Below are 21234 nucleotides of genomic sequence, written 5' to 3' on the forward strand. Positions count from 1 at the left end.
AGGAGACAACGCCATGAGTACGCCCCATCCCGTCTTCCCATTGCATCCGACCTGGGAAAGCCCCGGCACGCACCGCGTGCCCTTCGCGGCCTACACCAGCGAGGACATCTACCGCCGCGAACTGGAGCGGTTCTTCTACCGCGGCCACTGGTGCTACGTGGGCCTGGAGGCCGAGGTGCCGAACTCCGGCGACTTCAAGCGCACGGCCATCGGCGAGCGCTCGGTGATCCTGGTGCGCGGCGAGGACCTGCAGCTGCACGTGGTGGAGAACGTGTGCGCGCACCGCGGCATGCGGTTTTGCCGGGAGCGCCATGGCAACCGCAAGGAGTTCGTCTGCCCCTACCACCAGTGGAACTACAAGCTCGACGGCGCGCTGCAGGGCGTGCCTTTCCGGCGCGGCGTCAAGCAGGACGGCAAGGTCCACGGCGGCATGCCGGCGGATTTCAAGCTGGAGGAACATAGCCTGACGCGGCTCAAGGTGGCCACGCGCGGCGGCGTGGTTTTTGCCTCGTTCGACCACGGCGTGGAGTCGCTGGAGGATTTCCTCGGGCCGGTGATCCTGGGTTACTTCGACCGCCTGTTCAACGGCCGCAAGCTCAAGATCCTGGGCTACAACCGCCAGCGCATTCCGGGCAACTGGAAGCTGATGCAGGAGAACATCAAGGACCCCTACCACCCCGGTCTGCTGCACACCTGGTTCGTCACCTTCGGGCTCTGGCGGGCCGACAACAAGTCGGAGCTGAAGATGGATGCGCGCCACCGCCACGCGGCCATGGTGTCCACGCGCGGCGAGGCCAAGAAGCAGTCCGACGTGTCCAACGTCTCCAGCTTCAAGGCCGGCATGCAGCTGGAAGACCCGCGCTTTCTCGACATCGTGCCCGAGCCCTGGTGGGGCGGGCCCACGGCGGTGATGATCACGCTGTTCCCCAGCGTGATCCTGCAGCAGCAGGTCAACAGCGTTTCCACGCGCCACATCCAGCCCGTGGGCCACGATGCCTTCGATTTCGAATGGACGCATTTCGGCTTCGAGGACGACACCGACGAGATGACCGAGCGCCGGCTGCGCCAGGCCAACCTGTTCGGGCCGGCGGGCTTCGTCTCGGCCGACGACGGTGAGGTGATCGAGTTCTCGCAGCAGGGCTTCGAGCAAAAACCTTTCCATCGCGCGCTGGTGGAGCTCGGCGGCCGGGAGGTGGGAGACACCGACCACATGGTCACCGAGACGCTGATCCGCGGGATGTACGAGTACTGGCGCGGCGTGATGGAAAAGGAGGACTGAACCATGGACGCCCAATCCACCGCGATCGAATTCGCCGACTACTTCGCCCTGCAGCAGCTCTACGCCGACTACGCCGCCGCGCTGGACGCAGCGCAGTGGGACCGGTGGCCCGGCTTCTTCACCGAAGACTGCCTCTACCGCCTGCAGCCGCGCGAGAACCACGAGCGCGGCCTGCCGCTGGCCACGCTGTCCTTCGACAGCCAGGGCATGCTCAAGGACCGCGTCTACGGTATCCGCGAGACGCTGTTCCACGACCCGTATTACCAGCGCCACGTGATCGGCGCGCCGATGGTGCGGCAGGCCGGGGAGGGCCGCTGGGCGTGCGAGGCGAACTACGCCGTCTTTCGCACCAAGCTCTCGGAGCCCTCCACGGTGTTCAACGTCGGGCGCTACCTGGACGTGGTGGTGCGCACGCCCGAAGGCCTGCGCTTCGCCCGCAAGGAGTGCATCTACGACAGCGAAATGATCCCGAATTCCATCATCTACCCCATCTGAGAGGAGACACACCATGCCAGCAATCGACACCGGATGGACCGAGGCGACCGCGCGCGCCGACCTGCCCGAGGACGACGTGGTGGGCGTGACCGTCGAGGGACGCGACGTGGCGCTCTACGCCGTGGACGGCGAGGTGTTCGCCACCGACAACCTGTGCACGCACGGCAATGCGCGGCTGTGCGACGGTTTCCTGGAGGGGCACGAAATCGAATGCCCGCTGCACCAGGGCCGCTTCGACGTGCGGGACGGCAGCGCGCTGTGCGCGCCACTCACCCAGGGCTTGCGCAGCTACCCCGTCCGCGTGGAGCAGGGAACGGTGTACCTCAAGCTCGCTTGACGCGAGGCGGCATGCGCCGCCGGCTCAGGTGGGCGCCGCCAGCGTGCCGCGCGGCGTCTGGAACTGGAACCCCTCCACCACGCTTTTCAGCCGCCCGGCATGCTCCAGCAGGCTGGCCGCCGCGGCGGAGGACTGCTCGACCAGCGCGGCGTTCTGCTGGGTCATGTGGTCGAGCTCGGTGACCGACGTGCTCACGCGGCCCAGGTCGCTGGACTGGCCTTCGACCGATGTGCTGATGGTGCCCACCACCTGCGAGGCGCGCCGCGCGCAATCGACCACGTTCTGCATGTTGCGGCCCGCGTCGGCCGCCAGCGTGCTGCCGCGCTCGGCCTGCGCCACCGAGGCGGCGATCAGCGTGCGCACCTCGCGCGCGGCCTCGGCGCTGCGCCCGGCCAGGGCCCGCACCTCGCTGGCCACCACGGCGAAGCCCCGGCCCTGCTCGCCGGCACGGGCGGCTTCCACGGCCGCGTTCAGCGCCAATATGTTGGTCTGGAAGGCGATGCCGTCGATCACGCCCACGATGTCGGCAATGCGGCCGGCGCTGGAATGGATGCCCTCCATGGTGGCCACCACCTCCGTTACCACTCCGCCGCATCGCTCGGCCAGTTGCGTGGCCTCCTGCGTCAGGCGGCGCGCGGCCACGGCCTCCTGCACGCTGTGGCGCACCACGCCGTCCAGTTGCTCCATGGAAGCGGCGGCCTCCTGCAGGTGCGAGGCGGTGCGCTCGGTGCGCTGGCTCAGGTCGCGGTTGCCGGAGGCGATCTCGCCCGAGGCCGACGCCAGCCCGGCCGCAGCCTGGTGCACATCCGCCACCACGCCGTTGAGGCGTCCCAAGGCGCCCTGCAGCGCCCGGGCCGCCGCGCTGCGCACGGCCACATGGCCCACGTCCAGCGAAAGCTGGCCGTTCGGCTGCAGGCGGCACAGCTGCTGCAGCTCGGCCGACTCGATGGCATCGGCCCGCGTGCGCACGGCGATGGCGACTTCCACCGCGGTCTGCACCACCACGAAGCTGGCATGGATGAGGATGCGGCTGAAGTCGGGCTCGGTCAGGCAATAGATCGGCAGCCCCGCCAGTTGCAGCCGGTCGAACGCGATGTGGTGCACGGCGATCAGCCCTGCCGCGAAGAGGATGGGCCGCCAGTCGCGGTAGGCCAGCAGGAAGGCCAGGAACACGAAGACGCCGAAGTGCATTTCGGTGGCGCCCAGGCTGAGCTGGATGTGCAGCGCCACCATGCCCATGCCGGCCACCACCATGGCCAGGCGGCTGAGCAGCGTGCCGCGTGCCAGGAGGTAGGCCAGAGCGGCCAGGCCCGTCAGCCCCAGGCCCCACAGCGCGGCGGTGCCGGGCCGGCCGTGCACCACGCCGATCCAGAGGGCGATACCCCAGCCCAGGGCGACGATGCCCAGCAGGAGGGCGTCGGCCCGGCGGCCGATCGCATGCAGGGCGTCGTGCGCGCCCATGGAGATGTCGTGGATGCCTTCGCCTCGTGCCATGCGGAATGCTCCCTGCAGTTTCATTGGGACAGGCCGCGGGGCAGGCAACGCATGGGGTTGCTCCCGAGAATCGGAACCAGCAATCAGGACGCGGCGGGAAACATGTTGTAACGCAGCGGGCCCTCAGGCGTCAACCGAAAAGGTGTGGCGGGGCCTTTCTGCTCAGGCAGGCAAGGCCGGCGGTTGTGCAGGCGCCGGGCCGCTGTGGCCGGCAGCCCGCTGCGCCAGCCAGAAGACGGGCAAGGCCAGCACCGCACATCCCGCCAACACGGCGAACGCGAGGCCGAAATGCCCCTGCGCCCCGACCACGCTGTTGGCAACGGCGGGGCTCAGCGCGGCGCCCACGCCTTGCAGCGTCATCACCAGCCCCAGCGCGGTGTTGTAGCGGCCGCTGCCGCGCACGTACCGTTCCACCATCAGCGGCGTGGCCACGCCCAGCGCGCCGGCCGCCAGGCCGTCGAGCACCTGCACCGGGATGTTGGCCCAGGCATCGGGGATGGCCCAGGCGATGACGCCCCGCACGGGGAGCGCCAGGATGGCGATGTAGACGAAAACCTGCAGGTCCCACCGCCGGCTGCGCGACACCCACAGGGCCACCGGCACCATGGTGAGTTGGGCGACCACGATGGCAACGCCCGTCCACAGCAGCGGGGACGAGTCGGGCACCGTGGCGGCGAGCCGCTGGTTCAGCAGCGGCAACATGGACGCATTGCCCAGATGAAAGAGCGCGCAGGCCAGCCCGAAGCACCAAAGCGCGCGGTGGCCCAGAAACGCGCGAAAACCTTCGGGTGCCACGGCTTCGGGATGGGAGGAGAGGGAAGGCTTGGCACCGTCGGCTTCGGCGCCGCGCGCAGCCACATGGTCGATGTCGTCTGGCCGGATCGCCCGCAGGCACGCCAGCGCACCCACGGCCATGGCGGTCATGACGACGAGCATCCAGGGCGCGCCCATCCAGTGCGCAAAGGCTGCGGCCCCCAGCGCGGACACGATGTTGCCGGCATGGCTGTAGGCCTCGTTGCGGCCGGTCTGGTGGCGCAGGCCGGCGCTGCGCGCCAGCCCGAGCGTGAGCGCGGCCAGTGCGGCCGCCAGCACGGCGCCGGCAGCGCCGGTGAGCACCTGCGACAGCACGAGCAGGCTGGGCGACCGGGTCAGGAAGGCGACGGCGCTGGCGCCCAGCACCGCCAGCGCACAGACGGCCACCAGTGCCCGCTTGGCGCGCGTACGGTCCGCGAGGGCGCCGGCCAGCGGCGTGGCCGCCATGGCGGCCAGCCCCCCGGCGGACAGCACGATGCCGATCATCGTCTGGTCGATGCGCTGGGTCTGCAGGTAGGTGGCGAGGAACGGACCGAGCCCGTCGCGCACGTCCGCCATGAAGAACGCCATCCAGGCCAGGGCGGTCAGGGAAGCCCCGGCCGCAACGCCCGTGCGGGCGGGCGGCGGTACGGCCGGGGTGGGCGCGGAAAGCGCGCCGGGGGCGGTGTGCGCGGCGGTCATGGCGTTACGGCTTGGCGGGTTTGCCCGGCACGGCGTGGCCGTTGACGGTGTGCGCCTCGATCACGTGGGCGCCGGTGCTGCCGCGCAAGGGCCGTGCGGGGCCCTCGGCCGTCACCGCATCGCCCGGCTTCAGGTGCAGCCGGGCGAAGCCGTCGGGCCGTGTGTGGATGAAATCGCCCGTGTCCAGCACCACGCCGTTGGGCTCGCCGTGCCGGGCGTGGTGCAGGCGCGCCACATGGCCTTTCACCTCGCGCGGTGCGTCGTCCGGCGCGAACGCCTGGCCGTCGATGGACACCAGCCGCTCGAACGCATAGACCTCGTGCGCGGCCTCGCCATGGGGAGGCGGTGGCGCCACGGTGCCATCGACGACCACCGTCTGGCCGGCGCGCAGGGCCTCGAAGGACTGGGCCGCACGGTCGTCGTGCTTGCCGAACACGAACTGCGCAGGCACGCCGTCCACGTCGATCATCACGCCCTCGACGTCGCCGCGCGGGCTGTAGAGGGCATGCTGGAACTGGCCTTCGAGGGACCAGACGTCGATCATTTCCTGGGGTTTGCTCATGGTGTCTCCGAATGGGTGAGGAAAGAAGAAACGGGTGTATGACGCGGGCCGGGCGGCGGCTTCACGGGCGCAGCGCCGGGGCGCCGATCGGGCCGCCCAGCATGTCCTGCAGGGTGTCCGGCGTGGCGCCCATCTGCGCCGCTTCCATGCCGGTGCCCAGCGCGTTGCGGGTGCCCCAGCCGCGCACCGCCACGGCGGCGCCGGGTTTGAGCAGCGCCGCGACCGACGTGCCCATGTGGGGCGGAAAGCGCACGACCACGCCGTCTTCCAGCAGCAGGCCATGCGCATCGCCGCGGCTGTTGAACAGCACCTGGGCCACGCGGCCATTGGCCTGCAGGGCGGTCAGGGCTTCGCGCGGGGGTGGCGGGGGGCGCTGGCCGGGCGTGGGCGGCGTGTCCTGCACCGTGCGCCCCTGCGACTGGAAGGTCTCGGCGCGCAGCACGGGGGCATCGGGACGGTGCCAGCCGGTCACCTCCAACGGGTCGCCGGGGCGCAGCCACGCGGTGAGGGACTCCGACAGGTGGGGCGGGAAGGCGATCTGCGTGCCGTCCTGCAGCAGCAGGCCGTCCGCTTCGCCGTTCGGGTTGGGCAGCCAGCGCTGCAGCCGGCCGCTCGCGGTCGCGGACTGCTCGGCGGCAGGGGCCTGGGCCAGGGGGCCCGGCCCGCCGGGCGGGGGTGGGGGCAACTGTGCGTGGGCGCTGGCGGCGGCGAGGGCGGCGGCCATCAGGCTGGTGCGGAGCAAGGGGTGGAGCGTCATGAAAGTCATCCTTTCGAGTGGTGGTGCGCTTTCTCACTCAAGACGCGTGCCAGGGCTGAACTCCTTATGAATCAACCACTTGCGTGCGATGGTGGGCGCGCGAAGTGGGTGGAACGGCGACAGGTTGTCTGCTTTTGCGACAGGCCGGCGGTCATTCGATGCCGTATTGCGTGAGCTTGCTGTAGAGCAATTGGCGGTGAATGCCCAACCGCCGGGCCGCGAGCGAGCGGTTGCCCTGGGCCTGCGCGAGCGCGTGTGCCAGCATCCGCCGCTCCAACTGCTCGATGGCCTGGGGCAGCGATCCCTCCAGCCAGGCGGCAGGCAACGCGTCGCCCGCCCCGGCGCGGTGGCTGTGGCCGGGGTCATCGGGCGGGGTCGGCGATGGCTGCAGCCCCAGGTCGGCGGCCCCCACCACCGGGCCGCGCTGCAGGGCATGGCAGCGCTCCATGGCATTGCGCAGTTCGCGCACGTTGCCCGGCCAGGCGTGGTCCAGCAGCGCACGCGCCGCGGCAGCCGACAGCCGTTTGGCGGGCTGCGGCGCTGCCGCGACGCGCAGGAAATGCTCGCCCAGCGGCACGATGTCGGCCAGGCGCTCGCGCAGCGGCGGCAGCACGATGTGCAGCACGTCCAGCCGGTAGCGCAGGTCTTCGCGAAACCGCCCTTCGCGCACGGCCGCCGCGAGGTCGCGGTGCGTGGCGGCCAGCACGCGCACGTTCACCTTCACGGGCCGGTGGCTGCCCAACGGCGTGACTTCGCCCTCCTGCAGCGCGCGCAGCAGCTTGGCCTGCACCTCCGGCGCCATGTCGCCGATCTCGTCGAGCAGCAGCACCCCGCCATCGGCTGCGCGAAAGCACCCGGGCCGCTCGGTGGCCGCGCCGGTGAAGGCGCCCTTCACATGGCCGAACAGCTCGCTTTCCAGCAGTTCCTTCGGAATCGCCGCGCAGTTCACCGCCATGAACGGACCCGCCGCGCGTGTGGAATGGCGGTGCAGGGCGCGCGCCACCAGCTCCTTTCCCGTGCCGGTCTCGCCCTCGATCAGCACCGGGGCGTCGCTTGCGGCGGCCATGCCGATGCGCTTGTGCACCTCGCGCATGGCTTCGCTGATGCCGATGAGTTCGCCGTCCTCTTGTGCATCGGGCGGCGGTGCGGGCGCGGCGGCCGTGGCACCGGCGTCGGCCTCGGAGCGCAGGGCGCGCTCCAGCACCTCCACCACGGCCGCGCGGCTCACGGGCTTGGTCAAGTGATCGAACGCCCCCAGGCGCATGGCCTCGATGGTGCCCGAGCCGCTGGCGTAGGCGGTGAGCACCAGCACGGGCGGCAGCCGGGCCATGCGAGCGGCCAGCGCCTCCAGCGTTTGCAGCCCGTCCATGCCGGGCATGCGCTGGTCCAGGAAGATGGCGCTGTAACGGTGGCTCTCCACCCGGAGCAGCGCCTCGGCCCCGCCACCGGCGCCGTGCACTTCGTGGCCCAGGCTCTGCAGGGTTTCGACCAGCGATTCGCGGAAGGCCGCGTCGTCATCGACGACTAAGAGGCGCGCCATGGCAGCTCCAGGATGAAACGGGCGCCGCCGCCTTCGCGGGGCGCGTAGTGCAGGTCGCCGCCATGGGCCAGCGCCACTTCGCGCGCCAGGGCCAGCCCCAGGCCGTTGCCGTCGGCGCGGCCGGTGGCGAAGGGCTCGAACAGTTGTGCTCGCAGGTCTTCGGGCACGCCGGGGCCGTCGTCCTCCACCGTCAGCGTGCACAGTGTGCGCGCCGCATCCACCTGCGCCGACAGCACGGCCTCGCCGCCAGCCGGCGCATGGCGCACGGCGTTGTCCAGCAGGTTGTCGATGGCGCGGGCCGCATGCACGGGGTCGAACACGGCGTCGGCGGGCGCCTCGCCGCGCAGCGCCAGCCGCACGCCGCGGGCTTGCGAACCCGGGCGGGCGGTGTCCAGCCGTTCCTGCAGCCAGGGGCCGAGCGGCACGGTGCGGGGGCTGAGGTTGAGCGGCTGCACCAGCGAGAGCAGGCTTTGCACCAGGCCTTCTAGCCGGTCGATCTGCGTGACGATGGACGCCAGCGCGTCGGCATGGCGGGCCGGCGGCGCGGCCAGGGCGTTGTCCGCCTTCAGGCGCATGGCGGCGATGGGGTTGCGGATCTCGTGCGCGACCGAGGCCGTCATGCGGCCCAGGGCGGTCAGGCGCAGGTCGCGGTGGCGCTGGGCCAGGGCCTCCTTCAGCCGGGCCCGGGCGTCTTCCAGGCGGGTGCCGAACGCGTTGAAGCCGTCGACGATGCGGTCCAGCTCGCGGATGCCGGTGCGCTCCAGGTGCGGCACGGCGTCGCCCTGGGCCTGCGCCAGCGCGCCTTCCAGGCGCCGCACCTGGCGCAGGCCGCGCAGCAGCATCCAGCCCAGCCAGGCACCCGATCCCACCACCAGCAGTGCCAGCACCGCGATGCCGGTGCGCAGGGTGTCCTGTGCGGCGATGGCGCCGGCGTGGGCGCGCGTCATGGTCCACACCGCGGTGCCAGGGTGCGCGGCCAGGGGGCAGGCCGCGACGACCAGCACCTCGCGGCTGCCGCGCACCAGGTTCACGATGGGCTGGCCGGTGCTGCCGGCCTGCTTGGCCGACTCGACGATGAGGGGCTGCTCGGCGGCCGGCACGTCGATCTTGACGCCGCTGCCTTCATAGGTGGGGTAGGCGTAGGCCAGCATGCCGCTGCCGGCGCGCCACACGCCGCCTTCCACCTGCGGCACTTCCAGCAGCACCACGTGCAGCAGCACGCGCAGCAGGTCGGTCTGGGGGCTGTCGGCCGGCACGGTGGGCACCGACTTGGCGTAGCGCGTGGCGATGTCCTCGCAGGCCTGCGTGGCGCGTGCCCGGCTGGACGCCACCTGGGCGCCCGAGCCCGTCTGGTAGAGCACCACGATGATGGCCGCGACCAGGGCACAGGCGGCCAGCAGAAAGGCCCAGAAAAGAAGCAGTTGGATGCGCAAAGACCGCACGGTAGCCCATCGGAGTGAGGACGGCGGATCGTAAGGGCGAACACGCGGCCGCCCGGTAGGAAAGCGGCGTGTCTTGCATCGCCCGGTGGTGGCCGCGGCCCGTGCCGGGGCCAGGGGCTTCGAATGGGGCCGATCCGGCCCCATTGGGATCAGGCGGCCTCGGGGTAGAACAGCTTGCGCGCCGGCACGGGCGCCACGGCCTGGCCGATGGCCGCGATGTGGTCCGGCGTGGTGCCGCAGCAGCCGCCCACGATGTTGACCAGCCCTTCGGCGGCGAATTCATGCACCAGCCGGCTGGTCACCTCGGGCGTCTCGTCGAACCCCGTGTCGCTCATCGGGTTGGGCAGGCCCGCATTGGGGTAGCAGCTGATGAAGGTGTCTTCCGCCACCCGGTTCAGCTCCTGGATGTAGGGGCGCATCAGGGTGGCGCCCAAAGCGCAGTTCAGGCCGATGGCCAGCGGGCGGGCGTGGCGCACGCTGTGCCAGAAGGCCGTCACCGTCTGGCCCGAGAGAATCCGGCCGGAGGCGTCGGTCACCGTGCCGCTGATGATGAGCGGCAGGCGCTCACCGCTTTTCTCGAAGAACTCGTCGATGGCGAAGAGGGCCGCCTTGGCGTTGAGCGTGTCGAAGATGGTCTCGACCAGCAGCACGTCGGAGCCGCCTTCGACCAGGGCCTCGGTCTGCTCGTAGTAGGCCGCGCGCAATTGCTCGAAATCGACGTTGCGTGCGCCCGGGTCGTTCACGTCGGGGCTGATGCTGGCCGTCTTGGGCGTGGGGCCCAGGGCGCCGGCCACGAAGCGGGGCTTGTCGGGCGTGGCGTATTTGTCGCAGGCGGCACGGGCCAGCTGCGCCGATTTCAGGTTCATCTCGCGCGCGAGATCGGCCATCTTGTAGTCCTCCTGCGCGATGGTCGTGGCGCCGAAGGTGTTGGTCTCGATCAGGTCCGCGCCGGCGGCCAGATAGCGCTCGTGGATGTCGCGGATCACGTCGGGGCGTGTGAGGCTCAGCAGCTCGTTGTTGCCCTTCACGTCGCGCGGAAAGTCCTTGAACCGGTCACCCGCGCCGTCCGGGCCGCTGTAGCCCTCGCCGCGGTACTGGGCCTCGCCCAGCTTGAAGCGCTGGATCATGGTGCCCATGGCGCCGTCGAGGATGGCGATGCGGCGGGCCAGGATGTCGGGTAGCTGCTGTCCGCGGGTATAGGTAATCTGCTGCATGGCTGAATTGTAAGAACGCTGCATGCCGGCCACGCCGCCGCCGCTGGTGTTCTGTAGAAATGTATTAATAGGTAATATGAGTGACTCGCGGTTTTTGCCGCGATGCGGGCCGCCGCCAGGCGGGCGTCGTTCGCCGGCCTGTCGCCCGGCCCGCCCCTTCCTCGTTCCATGGAGGCGAAAATGCCCTCACCCACTGCCTTGCCCCCGCTTCTTCGCCGGCTCCGGCCCCTTTGCCTGTGCGTTGCCGCGGTGTGGGCGGTCGCCTCTGGGGCGCAGACCCCGGAGCTGCCCGCTGCGGCGCCGGTCGAGTCGCACGAGACCGCGCCGCACGACGGCCATGAATGGGGCTACACCGGCCCTGCAGGCGCCGAGCATTGGGCGGACCTGGCCAAGGAAAACGCGCTGTGCGGCAGTGGGCAGCAAAACAGCCCCGTCGACCTTCGGCAGGCGGTCGCGGCCGATCTGGGGCCCTTGCTGCTGAACTACCGTTCGGTGCCGATGGCGGTGCGCAACACCGGGCATTCCATCCAGCTCGACCTTCCCGGCGGCGGCACGATGCGCACCGGTGGCCGCCAGTACGAGGCGCTGCAGATCCATTTCCACCACCCCAGCGAGCATCTGCTGAATGGCCGGCGCTTTCCGATGGAGGCGCACATCGTTCACCAGGGCCCCGACGGAACGCTGGGGGTGCTGGGGATCTTCTTCGAAACGGGCAAGAGCAACCCCGTGTTCCAGCGGGTGCTGGATGCCATGCCCCGGGACAAGGGCCAGACCCAGGCGGTGGCCCATGCCTCGATCAAGGCCAGCGACTTTCTTCCGCCACAAAAGCACCGCCGCTTCTTCCGCTACGAAGGATCGCTCACCACCCCGCCTTGCACCGAAACCGTGGACTGGGTGGTCCTGAGCGCGCCCCTGCAGGTCTCCGCGGCGCAGATCGATGCGTTCGAGCGCGTCTACCCGTTCAATGCCCGCCCGCTGCAGCCGCTGCACCGCCGGTTCCTGCTGAAGAGCCGCTGAAGAGGGCTGCACGGCGGCGGTGCTTTGCTCGCGGGCCCGCTTGCCTTCCTCTCGCCTTGGGTCCGGCCATCAGCGGCCCGGGTTTTCCGGCCGGGGGCTGCTCCGGGCTGCGGTTGCGGCCATGTCCAGAAAGGTTTGCAGCGCCGGGGTCACCGCTTCTCCATGCCACGCCAGCACACCCACCGTGGGGTGGTGAAGAAGGGCAATCGGCACGAACCGCACGCCCTGGACGGCCGCCTGCGCCATCGAGGCCGGCACCAGGGCCACGCCCATGCGCATGGCCACCAGCGCCACCACGGTGAGCCATTGCCGGGTGGCATGGCGCGTGTGGGGGTGGATGCCGGCACGGTGGAAGAGGGCGATGACGTTGTCGTGGTTGGCCGGCGCCACGTCGCGCGCGAACATCACGAAGGTCTCGTCGGCGAGGCTACGCAGGTCGACTTCCGCCTGGCCCGCCAGGGTGTGGTCCTGCGGTAGGCAGGCCACGAAATGGTCCTCGGCCAGCGGCAGGCTGCGCAGGGGCGCTGGCACGACGCTGGCATTGATGAAGCCGGCATGCAACTGCCGGTGCAGCAGGGCTTCGAGCTGCTCGCCCGAGGACATCTCGCGCAGGTTGACCTCGATGCCCGGCGCGCGCTCGCCGAAGGCGCGCACGATGGCGGGCATGTCGCGGTACACCATGGAGCCGGTGAAGCCGATGTCCAGCCGGCCGCGCTGCCCCGCGGCCACGGCGCGGGCCGTCTCGCCGGCGCGGGCCACGCGGTCGAGCGCCACGCGCACCTCGGCCAGGTAGGCATGGCCGGCGGGCGTGAGCGCCACCTGCTTGCTGGTGCGCTCGAACAGCCGCACGCCCAGTTCGTCCTCCAGCGCCTTGATGCCCGAGCTGAGCGGTGGCTGCGTGATGGCCAGCCGCTCGGCCGCCCGGCCGAAGTGCAGTTCCTCGGCCAGCACGGCGAAGTAGCGCAGGAGGTGCAGTTTCATGGCGGCGATGATGCCAGCGCGGCCCGCAGCGCCGACACCGGCTTGCGGCCGTTCAATAGGATTTCGGCAGGCCCAGCACCTTCTCGGCGATGAAGCACAGGATGAGCTGCGGGCTCACCGGCGCCAGGCGCGGTATCCACGACTCGCGCAGGTAGCGCTCCACGTGGTATTCCTTCGCGTAGCCCATGCCGCCGTGGGTGAAGATGGCGCGCTCGCACGCGTGGTAGGCGGCCTCGGCCGCCAGGTACTTGGCGGCGTTGGCCTCTGCCGCGCACGGCAGGTGCTGGTCGTACAGCCATGCGGCTTTCTGCACCATGAGGTGCGCGGCCTCCAGCTCCATCCACGACAGGGCCAGCGGGTGCTGGATGCCCTGGTTCTGGCCGATGGGGCGGCCGAACACCTCGCGCTCCCTGGCATAGCCTGCGGCGCGCGCCAGCGCCGCGCGGCCCAGGCCCACGGCCTCGCTGGCGATCAGGATACGCTCGGGGTTCAGGCCGTGCAGGATGTACTGGAAGCCCTGCCCTTCCTCGCCCACCCGGTCTTCCACCGGAATGCGCAGGCCGTCGATGAACACCTGGTTCGAATCCACGCATTTGCGCCCCAGCTTGTCGATCTCGCGCACCTCGACCGTGCGGCGGTCCAGGTCGGTGTAGAACAGGCTCAGGCCCTCGGTGCCGCGGCATTGCTCCACCGGCGTGGTGCGCGCCAGCAGCAGGATCTTGTTGGCCACCTGCGCGGTGCTGATCCAGACCTTCTGGCCGTGCACCACGTAATGGTCGCCCTCCCGCACCGCGCGGGTCTTGAGCTGGAGCGTGTTCAGCCCGGTGTTGGGTTCGGTCACGCCGAAGCAGGCCTTGTCGCGGCCCGCGATCAGCGGCGGCAGCCAGCGCGCCTTCTGTGCCTCGGTGCCGAACACCACCACCGGGTGCAGGCCGAAGATGTTCATGTGCACCGCGGAGGCGCCGGACAGCCCCGCGCCCGTGGCGGAGATCGTGTGCATCATCAGCGCGGCCTCGCGGATCCCCAGGCCGGCGCCGCCGTAGGCCTCGGGCATGGCGATGCCCAGCCAGCCGGCATCGGCCAGCGCGCGGTGGAAGTCGTCCGGAAAGCCGCCCTCGCGGTCGCGGCGCAGCCAGTAGTCGGCGTCGAACGGGGCGCACACGCGCTCGATGGCGTCCTGGATCTGGGCGTGTTCGGGAGAGAGGTCGAAGTTCATGGGGCGGGCCGGATCACCTTGTCGGGCGACTCGCCGTAGGGCGGGCTGTAGATCACCAGCAGCTTCACGGGGGTGTCGCTGGTCACGGTGAAGACATGCATCTGGTCGGCCGGAAAGAAGCACATGTCGCCCGGCACCATGTCGAAGGCTTCGCCCGCCACTTCGGCGCGGGCCGTGCCTTCGAGCAGGTAGCACGATTGCTCGATGCCCGGATGGGCATGGGGCAGGGCGCCGCCGCCCTTGTGCAGCGTGCCCAGCAGCACCTCCATCTGCCGCGCGCCCACCGTCTCGGGGCCGATCAGGCGCTGGTTGTGCGTGTGGTGGTGGTTGGCGGGCTGGTAGCTGGGCACCTGGGCGGCGCGCACGCGGTACCGGGGCGCGGTGGTGGTGGCGGTGGCGGGGGTCATGCGGGTTCTCCGGTGGCGGCGTGGCAGGCGTTTTGCGTGAGCAGGGCGTCGATCTGGGTGGGGGTGTAGCCGGCCTCGGCCAGCAGGGCACGGGTGTGTTCGCCCAGTTGCGGCGCAGGCGACAGGGTGCGGGGCGGCGGGGTGGCCGACCAGCGCGTGGGATGGGCCATGGCGTGCATGGGCCCCTCGGTGGGGTGCACGCTGTCGTGCAGGAAGCCCGTGGCGCGCAGCTGCGGGTTGGTGAGCAGGTCGGCCGGCGAGTTCATCGGCATGTGCGGCACGTCGGCGGCATCCAGCAGCGCCTGCCATTGGGCCGTGGTGCGGGTGCGCAGGATGCGCGCCACCTCGGCATAGACGGCATCGATGTTCGCCGCGCGGGCGCCGTGCGTGGCAAAGCGCGGGTCCTGCGCCAGGCCCTGCGCCTCGCCGATCTCGCCGATGGCCGCGAAGAAGCTGCGCCAGTGCTTGTCGTTGTAGATCAGCACGCAGAGCATGCCGTCGGCGGTTGCATAGGGCTTGCGGTGCGTGGTCAGCAGCCGGGCGTAGCCGGCCTCGCCCTGCGGCGGCTCGAAGGTCAGGCCCGCCATGTGGTCGCCCAGGATGAATTGCGCCATGGCCTCGAACATGGGCACGACGATGGCCTGGCCCTGGCCCGTCTTCTCGCGGGCATAGAGCGCCGCCGTCACCGCGTACACCGCATGCAGCCCGGTCACGCGGTCCGACAGCGTGGTCGGCGCATAGGCCGGCTCGGGCGCGCCGTAGCGCTGCATGAGCCACGGGATGCCGGTGGCGCCCTGGATCAGGTCGTCGTAGGCGGGGCGGGCCGCGTCGGGGCCCTCCTGGTCGAAGCCGCAGCAGCTCACGTGGATGAGGCGCGGGTTGCACGCGGCCACACTGGCCGGGTCCAGGCCCAGCCGCGCCAGCGCCTGCGGGCGCACGTTGCTGATGAGCACGTCGCAGCGCTCGGCCAGCCGCAGCGCGGCCTCGCGGCCCTCCGGGTGCTTGAGGTCCAGCGCGATGCTGCGCTTGCCCGCGTTGGCATGCAGGAAGATGTGGCCCATGCCGGGGTGGCGCATGGGGCCCACGTGGCGCATGTTGTCGCCATCGGGCGTTTCCACCTTGATGACCTCCGCGCCCAGCTGGGCGAGGATCTGCGTGGCGAACGGGCCCATGATGACCGAGGTCAGGTCCAGGATCCGCACGCCCGCCAGGGGGCCGGTGCGTGAAGTGCTATGCGTGTTGTCGGTCATGCCATTCTCCAGAACGTCTGACAGGGGCAGCGGCTGGTGCCACCGGTGCGGCCCGCGCGAGCAGACGCTGCTCAGGGGTATGTCGTTCATTCGGGCTGGATGCGGGCCTGCTGGATCAGCGTGCGCCAGTGGGCCAGCTGGTCGGCCACGTAGGTCGCGAACTCCTGCGGCGTCTTGCTGGGCCACACCTGGAAGCCGATCTGCGCGAGCTTGTCCTGCGTGTCCTTTTCGGCCAGCACGGCCTGCAGCTCCGTGTTCAGGCGGTTCACGATGGCCGGCGGCATGCCGGCCGGCCCGAAGATGCCGTTCCACGACGTGAGGTCGAAGCCCTTCACCGTCTGCCCGATCGGCGGCACGCCCGGCAGCAGGGGCGAGGGCTGCGTGGTGGTGATGCCCAGCGTGCGCACTTTGTCGCTGGTGAGCATGCTCTTGCCCGAACCCAGGTCGGCCACGTAGACCTGCACCTGCCCGCCCACCAGATCCGTCATGGCCTGGGGGCTCGACTTGTAGGGGATGCTCAGCACATCGACCTGGGCGATGTGCTTGATGCTCTCCATCGCCACCAGCGAGGTGCTGTTGGGCGTGGCGTAGCTCAGCTTGCCCGGGTTGGCGCGCGCGTAGTCGATCAGTTCGGCCAGCGTCTTCGCCGGCACGCCGGGGTGCACCGCCAGCGCGAAGGGCAGCTCGCCCACCCGCGCCACGGGCGTGAAGTCCTTGATGGGGTCGTACTTCAGGTGGCTGTAGAGCGCCGGGTTGGCCGAGTGCGACGTGTTGGTCGTCATGAACAGCGTGTAGCCGTCCGGCTTGGCCTTGGCCGCGATCTGCGCGGCCACCTGCGCGTTGGCGCCGGGCTTGTTGTCCACCAGCACCGGCTGCTTCAGGCGCTCCGCGAGCTTTTGTCCCACCGTGCGCGCGACCGAGTCCGTGCCGCTGCCGGCCGCGAACGGCACGATCAGGGTGATGGGGGCGTTGGGGTACGGCGGCTGCTGGGCCCGTGCGGGCGCCACGGCGGCGGCCAGGCCGCAGGCTGCCAGCAGGGCCGGGATGAGGTGCTTCATGTCGTTTGTCTCCTGGGTCGGTAGGCCATGCCCCTGTGCCGGGGCTGAAGGCATCTTGTCCGGCGCAGCGATTCGCGTCCAATTGAATAATCGGAGCGATCCATTCGCGTTGCGAATCGTTGGGGGCCACCGGCCGGTGGTGGGGGCGCGGGGCCGGCGCACAATAAGCGCCTTTCCCGGTGGGCCGCCTGGCGCGGCGGGGCCGGGAAATTTCTGTCCAATCGGCCTCTAGTGCATATTCCACTAGGGCGATCTGCTATCAAAAAGAGAGTATTCGATTTTGTCCCCCGCGCATTTCGTTCTGCACGACGTCTTTGGCTATGACCAGTTCCGCGGCCCCCAGCAGGCCATCGTCGAGCACGTGATCGCCGGCGGCGATGCGCTGGTGCTGATGCCCACGGGCGGCGGCAAGTCGCTGTGCTATCAGGTGCCGGCCATCGTGCGGCGCGATGCGGGGCAGGGCGTGGCCATCGTCGTCTCGCCGCTCATCGCGCTCATGCACGACCAGGTGGGCGCGCTGCACGAGGCGGGCGTCGATGCGGCCTACCTCAATTCCACGCTCGACTGGCAGCAGACGCAGGACCTGGAGCGGCGCGTGGCGCGTGGCGACATCACCATGCTCTACGCTGCGCCCGAGCGGCTGACCACGCCGCGATTCCTGGAACTGCTCGATGGGCTGCACCAGCGCGGGCAACTGTCGATGTTCGCCATCGACGAGGCGCATTGCGTGAGCCAGTGGGGCCACGACTTCCGTCCCGAATACCGCGCGCTCACCGTGCTGCACGAGCGCTATGCCGGCGTGCCGCGCATCGCGCTCACCGCCACGGCCGATGCGCTCACGCGGGCCGACATCGTCGAGCGGCTGCAACTGGAAGGCGCGCAGCACTTCGTCAGCAGCTTCGACCGGCCCAACATCCGCTACCGCATCGAAGAAAAGAAGGAGCCGCTCGCGCAGCTGCTGCGCTTCATCGAGCGCGAACACCCCGAAGACGCGGGCGTGGTCTATTGCCAGTCACGCAAGCGCGTCGAAGAGATGTCCGCCGCGCTGGTGGATGCGGGCCTGAAATCGCTGCCCTACCACGCCGGTCTTCCGCCTGAGGTGCGCCAGCAGAACCAGGACCGCTTCCTGCGCGAGGATGGCATCGTGATGGTGGCCACCATCGCCTTCGGCATGGGCATCGACAAGCCCGACGTGCGCTTCGTCGCGCACGTGGACATGCCCAAGAACATCGAGGGCTACTACCAGGAAACCGGCCGCGCCGGCCGCGACGGCCTGCCGGCCGATGCCTGGATGGCCTACGGCCTGCAGGACGTGGTGAACCAGCGCCGCATGATCGACGAAAGCCCGGCGGGCGAGGAATTCAAGCAGGTCATGCGCGGCAAGCTCGACGCGCTGCTGGCCCTGGCCGAGGCCACCGATTGCCGGCGCGTGCGGCTGCTGGGCTATTTCGGCGAGCCGTCCGAGCCCTGCGGCAACTGCGACAACTGCATCAGCCCGCCCGCGGTGTGGGATGGCACGGATGCGGCGCGCAAGCTGCTGTCCACCATCTACCGCGTGCACGAGGCCAGCGGCCTGACCTTCGGCACCGGGCACATCATGGACATCGTGCGCGGCAAGGACACCGAAAAGGTCAAGCAGTTCGGCCACGACCAGCTCTCCACCTTCGGCTTGGGCAAGGATTACTCCGAGGCGCAGTTGCGCGGCGTGCTGCGCCAGTTGCTGGCCACCGGCGCCGTGGGCTTGCACAAGGTGATGCTGGAGAGCGGTCACAGCTTCGACACGCTCAGCCTCACCGACGGATCGCGCCCGGTGCTCAAGGGCCAGACGCCGGTGCAGCTGCGCGAATCCACGGCCGCCACGCCGGCCCGGCGCACGCGCCGCAGCGCCGCCCCACCGGCCGCCGCGGCCAACCTGGGGCCGGACGCGCAGGTGCGCTTCATCAACCTCAAGGCCTGGCGCGCCGAGGTCGCGCGCGAGCACAACCTGCCCGCCTACGTGATCTTCCACGACGCCACGCTGGCCGCGATCGCCGAACGCAACCCGTCCACGCTGGACGATCTGCAGGGTATCAGCGGCATGGGCGCCAAGAAGATGGAGGCGTATGGGGCCGAGGTGCTGCGGGTTTGCGGGCAGGGCGAGAGCACCGTTGGATGACACCCGCCTGACACTGCGGCCTTAATTGATTCAGCTCGTAAGAAGACTGGATCAGGTGTAACGCGCCCGGTACCATCCGCCGGCGTTCGCTCTCGAACGCTGCGCCGGGCGTTGCCATGGCCCCCGGTCTTGCCCGAAGCGCATGGCCTGGCGCGCGCATGCTTTGCCTGTCCTTCCTTGGGGCCAGCGCACCGTGTTTCCTTCTTTTTCTAGGCGGATGTCCATGGTTTCCCCCTCATCGTCATGTCGCAGTGCCTGCCCGTCGGTTGGCGTGCCCGCCGCCACCCGGGCGCTGGGGGTGCTGGCGTCCTTCCTGTTGCTGGCAGGGGTGGCCAATGCCGCCTCCGCACAGAACGACGTTCCTTCCTCTCGCCAGGTGCTGGAGTCTTTCCCGGTGAATGGCCAGCCGGCGCCTGGGGTGCGGCAGGGCTACGAGCTTTCCCTTGCCGCATGCAAGGATGCGGCCTGTGCTTTCGAGGTTCGCCTGCTGTCCGGGGCCGGGGAGCCGCTGGCCGAAGGCGGTGCGGGTGTGTCGGTACTGGGGGCCGCGGCGCTGGAGTGGCCTGCCTCTGCAGCGCCCGCGCAGCCGCTGGACGCCCCGCAGCCGGGAACCGGCCCGTTTCTGGCAAACACCGCCGCGTCCCGCGTCTGGTCGACCGGGGAAGAGGAAGGCACGGTCACCGCGTCGGCCAGCGCCGTGCCGGTGGAGCCGGGCAAGCCCTCTGGTGCGCGCGCCTTGCTGGTCACGCAGATGGCCGGTTTCGACCACCCCAAGCGCCGCCACGCGCTGTACGTGGCGGCGCAGGGCGCTCTCAAGACGGCCTGGTCGCGCAGCGAACCTCAGGGGCCCTACGTGTCCCAGGTCATCGCCACGCCAGGCCATGCGCCCATGTACCTTTCCGTGTTCTTTTCCCCCGATGACGATGCGGCCGACAAGGTGTCCGCCCAGCGCCTGGCGTGGAACGCCAAACGGCAGGTGTTTTCCGAAGAACCGTCTCTGGCCGCCGTGCAAGCGGTGGTGGCGGGTTCGTATCCCACCGTCCGTGCGGCCCGCGCTGCACGCGCCGCATCGGCCTGTTTCGCGGGATATGGCGTGGTGGACACCTGGCCTGGCAAAGGGCGGGTGCCCCACCGCTACGCGCTGATCGCACTGGCGGTGGCACCCGAGCAGGCCAGTGCAGAGGCGGCGCGCCTGGGACACTGCCAGCCAGGCCTGCAGGCACGGCAGCATCTGCTCAGTCGCCTGTCGCCGCGTTCATCTTCCAACCCCTAAGCCCGAACCATCGCACCGAGGGAGCACCATGCCGGACATCAAGGACAGCGTCGGAGAAGGCGCCAAGAACCAGGGCCACGACGTGGCACTTCTGCAAGCCATGCTACGGGTCATCAAGGACGCCAAGAATGCGCCCTACCTCAGCGTGGACTACGACGGCAGCTACGGTGGGCAGACCCGCGCGGCGATCGAACGCTTTCAGATCGACCAGAAGCTGGCGCAGAGCCCGGTCGCCAAGGCCGCTGCAGCGAAAGGGCCTGCAGCGGTACCACCCGTGCCGGCTGCGGCGGGCGGAGCCCAGGAGACACTGGGTCTGGTCGCCCCTGGCAGCGCGACGTTGCAAAAAATCAATGCCATGCTGCCGGCCACGCACCAGGCGATGCGCTCTTCCCCCGGCTCCAAGACGGTGTACATCGCGGCCGATGCCAAGGATGCGGCCACCAGCAAGGCGGCGATCGCCAGCGATGCGGAGTACGAGCCCACCTTTCGCGCCAAGCTGTCCAACCTGGTGCAGCAGATGTACGACACCCACAAGATCGTCCTGTGGATCACGCCCACGGGCCGCCGCCGCACCTTCGCCCAGCAGGCGGCAGAGACGCAGACCAATGCCGGGCCCGGCGAGAGCAACCACAACTTCGGCCGCGCGGCGGACATCGGCTTTCGGCGGTTCCAGTGGGTCAAGGGCAACGGGGTGATCGCCACCGATGCCGACTGGCTCAACGGGCTCGAAGCCGCCAAGGCCGGCGAAGCGACCCGCTGGTGGAACGAGCGCGATCTGCTGGCCGCCAAGGAAGGGCTGCTGCCGCTGAACTTCGAGCGGGTGCATCTGCAGGCGTTCGCGCAGAAGGGCGTGAGCAACCAGCGATCGCTGGCCCAGCTGTTGAACGCGGTGTCCGCGAGCAACATGCGCTGGAAAGCGGCCTACCAGGCCGACCTGCAGTCCCAGGGCAAATACTGGGCGAATGTCGGCACGGCGAAAGCCATCTGGGCCGGCAACGCGGCGGTGACGAAATCCGACCTGGCCAAGGCGCGAACCGCGGTCACCGGAAAGCAGGTCAAGGATGCCGACATTGCGCAGGCCGAGGTCGACGCCATGCGCAAGACGCTGAAGGCGGACTTCCAGGCCGCCGATGACAACTGGGTGAAGTGGACCGCCGTGCCCTGATGCACGGGTCCCGGACCGGGCCTCGGTGCCTTGGCCGGTCCGTACCTGCAGGCGTCTTCGCCCCTGCGAAGTTTTGCCGTTCGACATTCCATGCCCGA

General features: G+C 70.0%; 19 protein-coding genes. 7 read left to right on the top strand and 12 right to left on the bottom strand.

Annotated features, from left to right (window positions below):
• Positions 1-13: 13 nt before the first annotated feature.
• Genes AVTE2539_RS10505 through AVTE2539_RS10515 form a run of 3 tightly spaced genes read left to right on the top strand, consistent with a single transcriptional unit; the run spans position 14 to position 2111 of the window.
• Complete coding sequence (locus AVTE2539_RS10505; protein WP_284410371.1) at positions 14-1279, top strand: aromatic ring-hydroxylating dioxygenase subunit alpha; 1266 nt, start codon at positions 14-16, stop codon at positions 1277-1279.
• Between the two features lie 3 nt (positions 1280-1282).
• Positions 1283-1774, top strand: coding sequence for an aromatic-ring-hydroxylating dioxygenase subunit beta (locus tag AVTE2539_RS10510; RefSeq protein WP_284410372.1), 492 nt, complete (start codon positions 1283-1285; stop codon positions 1772-1774).
• Positions 1775-1787: 13 nt separating this feature from the next.
• A complete protein-coding gene (locus AVTE2539_RS10515) occupies positions 1788-2111 on the top strand; it encodes a non-heme iron oxygenase ferredoxin subunit (RefSeq protein ID WP_284410373.1) in 324 nt (107 codons plus the stop codon).
• Between the two features lie 24 nt (positions 2112-2135).
• On the opposite strand, the gene AVTE2539_RS10520 is transcribed toward AVTE2539_RS10515, so the two are convergent.
• From AVTE2539_RS10520 to AVTE2539_RS10550, 7 genes are all read right to left on the bottom strand, one after another.
• Positions 2136-3605 (bottom strand): methyl-accepting chemotaxis protein, encoded by a 1470-nt coding sequence (locus tag AVTE2539_RS10520; RefSeq protein ID WP_284410374.1) that lies wholly within the window; start codon positions 3603-3605, stop codon positions 2136-2138.
• Positions 3606-3767: 162 nt separating this feature from the next.
• Positions 3768-5099 carry an MFS transporter gene (locus AVTE2539_RS10525; RefSeq protein ID WP_284410376.1) on the bottom strand — a complete coding sequence of 444 codons (1332 nt, stop codon included), beginning with the start codon at positions 5097-5099 and terminating at the stop codon, positions 3768-3770.
• Positions 5100-5103: 4 nt separating this feature from the next.
• The gene (locus AVTE2539_RS10530; RefSeq protein WP_284394721.1) at positions 5104-5661 is read right to left on the bottom strand and encodes a hypothetical protein; all 558 of its coding nucleotides are present in this window, start codon (positions 5659-5661) and stop codon (positions 5104-5106) included.
• Positions 5662-5722: 61 nt separating this feature from the next.
• A complete protein-coding gene (locus tag AVTE2539_RS10535) occupies positions 5723-6418 on the bottom strand; it encodes a hypothetical protein (protein ID WP_284410378.1) in 696 nt (231 codons plus the stop codon).
• A gap of 151 nt (positions 6419-6569) precedes the next feature.
• Positions 6570-7958, bottom strand: a complete 1389-nt coding sequence (locus tag AVTE2539_RS10540) for a sigma-54-dependent transcriptional regulator (RefSeq protein WP_284410380.1) — start codon at positions 7956-7958, stop codon at positions 6570-6572.
• Entirely contained in the window at positions 7943-9400 is a 1458-nt protein-coding gene (locus tag AVTE2539_RS10545) for a sensor histidine kinase (RefSeq protein WP_284410382.1), read from the bottom strand. Before AVTE2539_RS10545 ends, AVTE2539_RS10540 begins: the two co-directional genes overlap by 16 nt.
• Before the next feature lie 149 nt (positions 9401-9549).
• The gene (locus AVTE2539_RS10550; protein ID WP_284410384.1) at positions 9550-10614 is read right to left on the bottom strand and encodes a homocysteine S-methyltransferase family protein; all 1065 of its coding nucleotides are present in this window, start codon (positions 10612-10614) and stop codon (positions 9550-9552) included.
• 180 nt (positions 10615-10794) lie between these two features.
• Here AVTE2539_RS10550 and AVTE2539_RS10555 point away from each other — a divergent pair, with 180 nt between their 5' ends.
• Entirely contained in the window at positions 10795-11631 is an 837-nt protein-coding gene (locus AVTE2539_RS10555; RefSeq protein ID WP_284410387.1) for a carbonic anhydrase, read from the top strand.
• A 69-nt stretch (positions 11632-11700) separates the two neighbouring features.
• Here AVTE2539_RS10555 and AVTE2539_RS10560 read toward each other — a convergent pair whose 3' ends face one another.
• The 5 genes from AVTE2539_RS10560 to AVTE2539_RS10580 form a co-directional block, all read right to left on the bottom strand.
• Positions 11701-12612, bottom strand: a complete 912-nt coding sequence (locus AVTE2539_RS10560; protein ID WP_284410389.1) for a LysR family transcriptional regulator — start codon at positions 12610-12612, stop codon at positions 11701-11703.
• Positions 12613-12664: 52 nt separating this feature from the next.
• The gene (locus AVTE2539_RS10565; RefSeq protein WP_284410391.1) at positions 12665-13828 is read right to left on the bottom strand and encodes an acyl-CoA dehydrogenase family protein; all 1164 of its coding nucleotides are present in this window, start codon (positions 13826-13828) and stop codon (positions 12665-12667) included.
• A complete protein-coding gene (locus tag AVTE2539_RS10570) occupies positions 13825-14235 on the bottom strand; it encodes a cupin domain-containing protein (RefSeq protein WP_284410393.1) in 411 nt (136 codons plus the stop codon). The genes AVTE2539_RS10565 and AVTE2539_RS10570 overlap by 4 nt, the downstream gene beginning before the upstream one ends.
• Positions 14232-15485, bottom strand: a complete 1254-nt coding sequence (locus tag AVTE2539_RS10575; RefSeq protein WP_284410395.1) for a CaiB/BaiF CoA transferase family protein — start codon at positions 15483-15485, stop codon at positions 14232-14234. The genes AVTE2539_RS10570 and AVTE2539_RS10575 overlap by 4 nt, the downstream gene beginning before the upstream one ends.
• Positions 15486-15571: 86 nt before the next feature.
• Entirely contained in the window at positions 15572-16543 is a 972-nt protein-coding gene (locus AVTE2539_RS10580; RefSeq protein ID WP_272549857.1) for a Bug family tripartite tricarboxylate transporter substrate binding protein, read from the bottom strand.
• Positions 16544-16823: 280 nt separating this feature from the next.
• Between AVTE2539_RS10580 and recQ the strand changes: the two genes are divergently transcribed.
• From recQ to AVTE2539_RS10595, 3 genes are all read left to right on the top strand, one after another.
• On the top strand, positions 16824-18698 hold the full coding sequence (recQ, locus tag AVTE2539_RS10585) for a DNA helicase RecQ (protein WP_284410400.1): 1875 nt from the start codon (positions 16824-16826) through the stop codon (positions 18696-18698).
• Between the two features lie 271 nt (positions 18699-18969).
• Positions 18970-19971, top strand: coding sequence for a hypothetical protein (locus AVTE2539_RS10590; protein WP_284410402.1), 1002 nt, complete (start codon positions 18970-18972; stop codon positions 19969-19971).
• A gap of 28 nt (positions 19972-19999) precedes the next feature.
• Complete coding sequence (locus AVTE2539_RS10595) at positions 20000-21136, top strand: M15 family metallopeptidase (RefSeq protein WP_284410404.1); 1137 nt, start codon at positions 20000-20002, stop codon at positions 21134-21136.
• Positions 21137-21234 lie beyond the last annotated feature (98 nt).

The sequence above is a fragment of the Acidovorax sp. SUPP2539 genome (assembly GCF_030158975.1).
Classification (GTDB): domain Bacteria; phylum Pseudomonadota; class Gammaproteobacteria; order Burkholderiales; family Burkholderiaceae_C; genus Paracidovorax.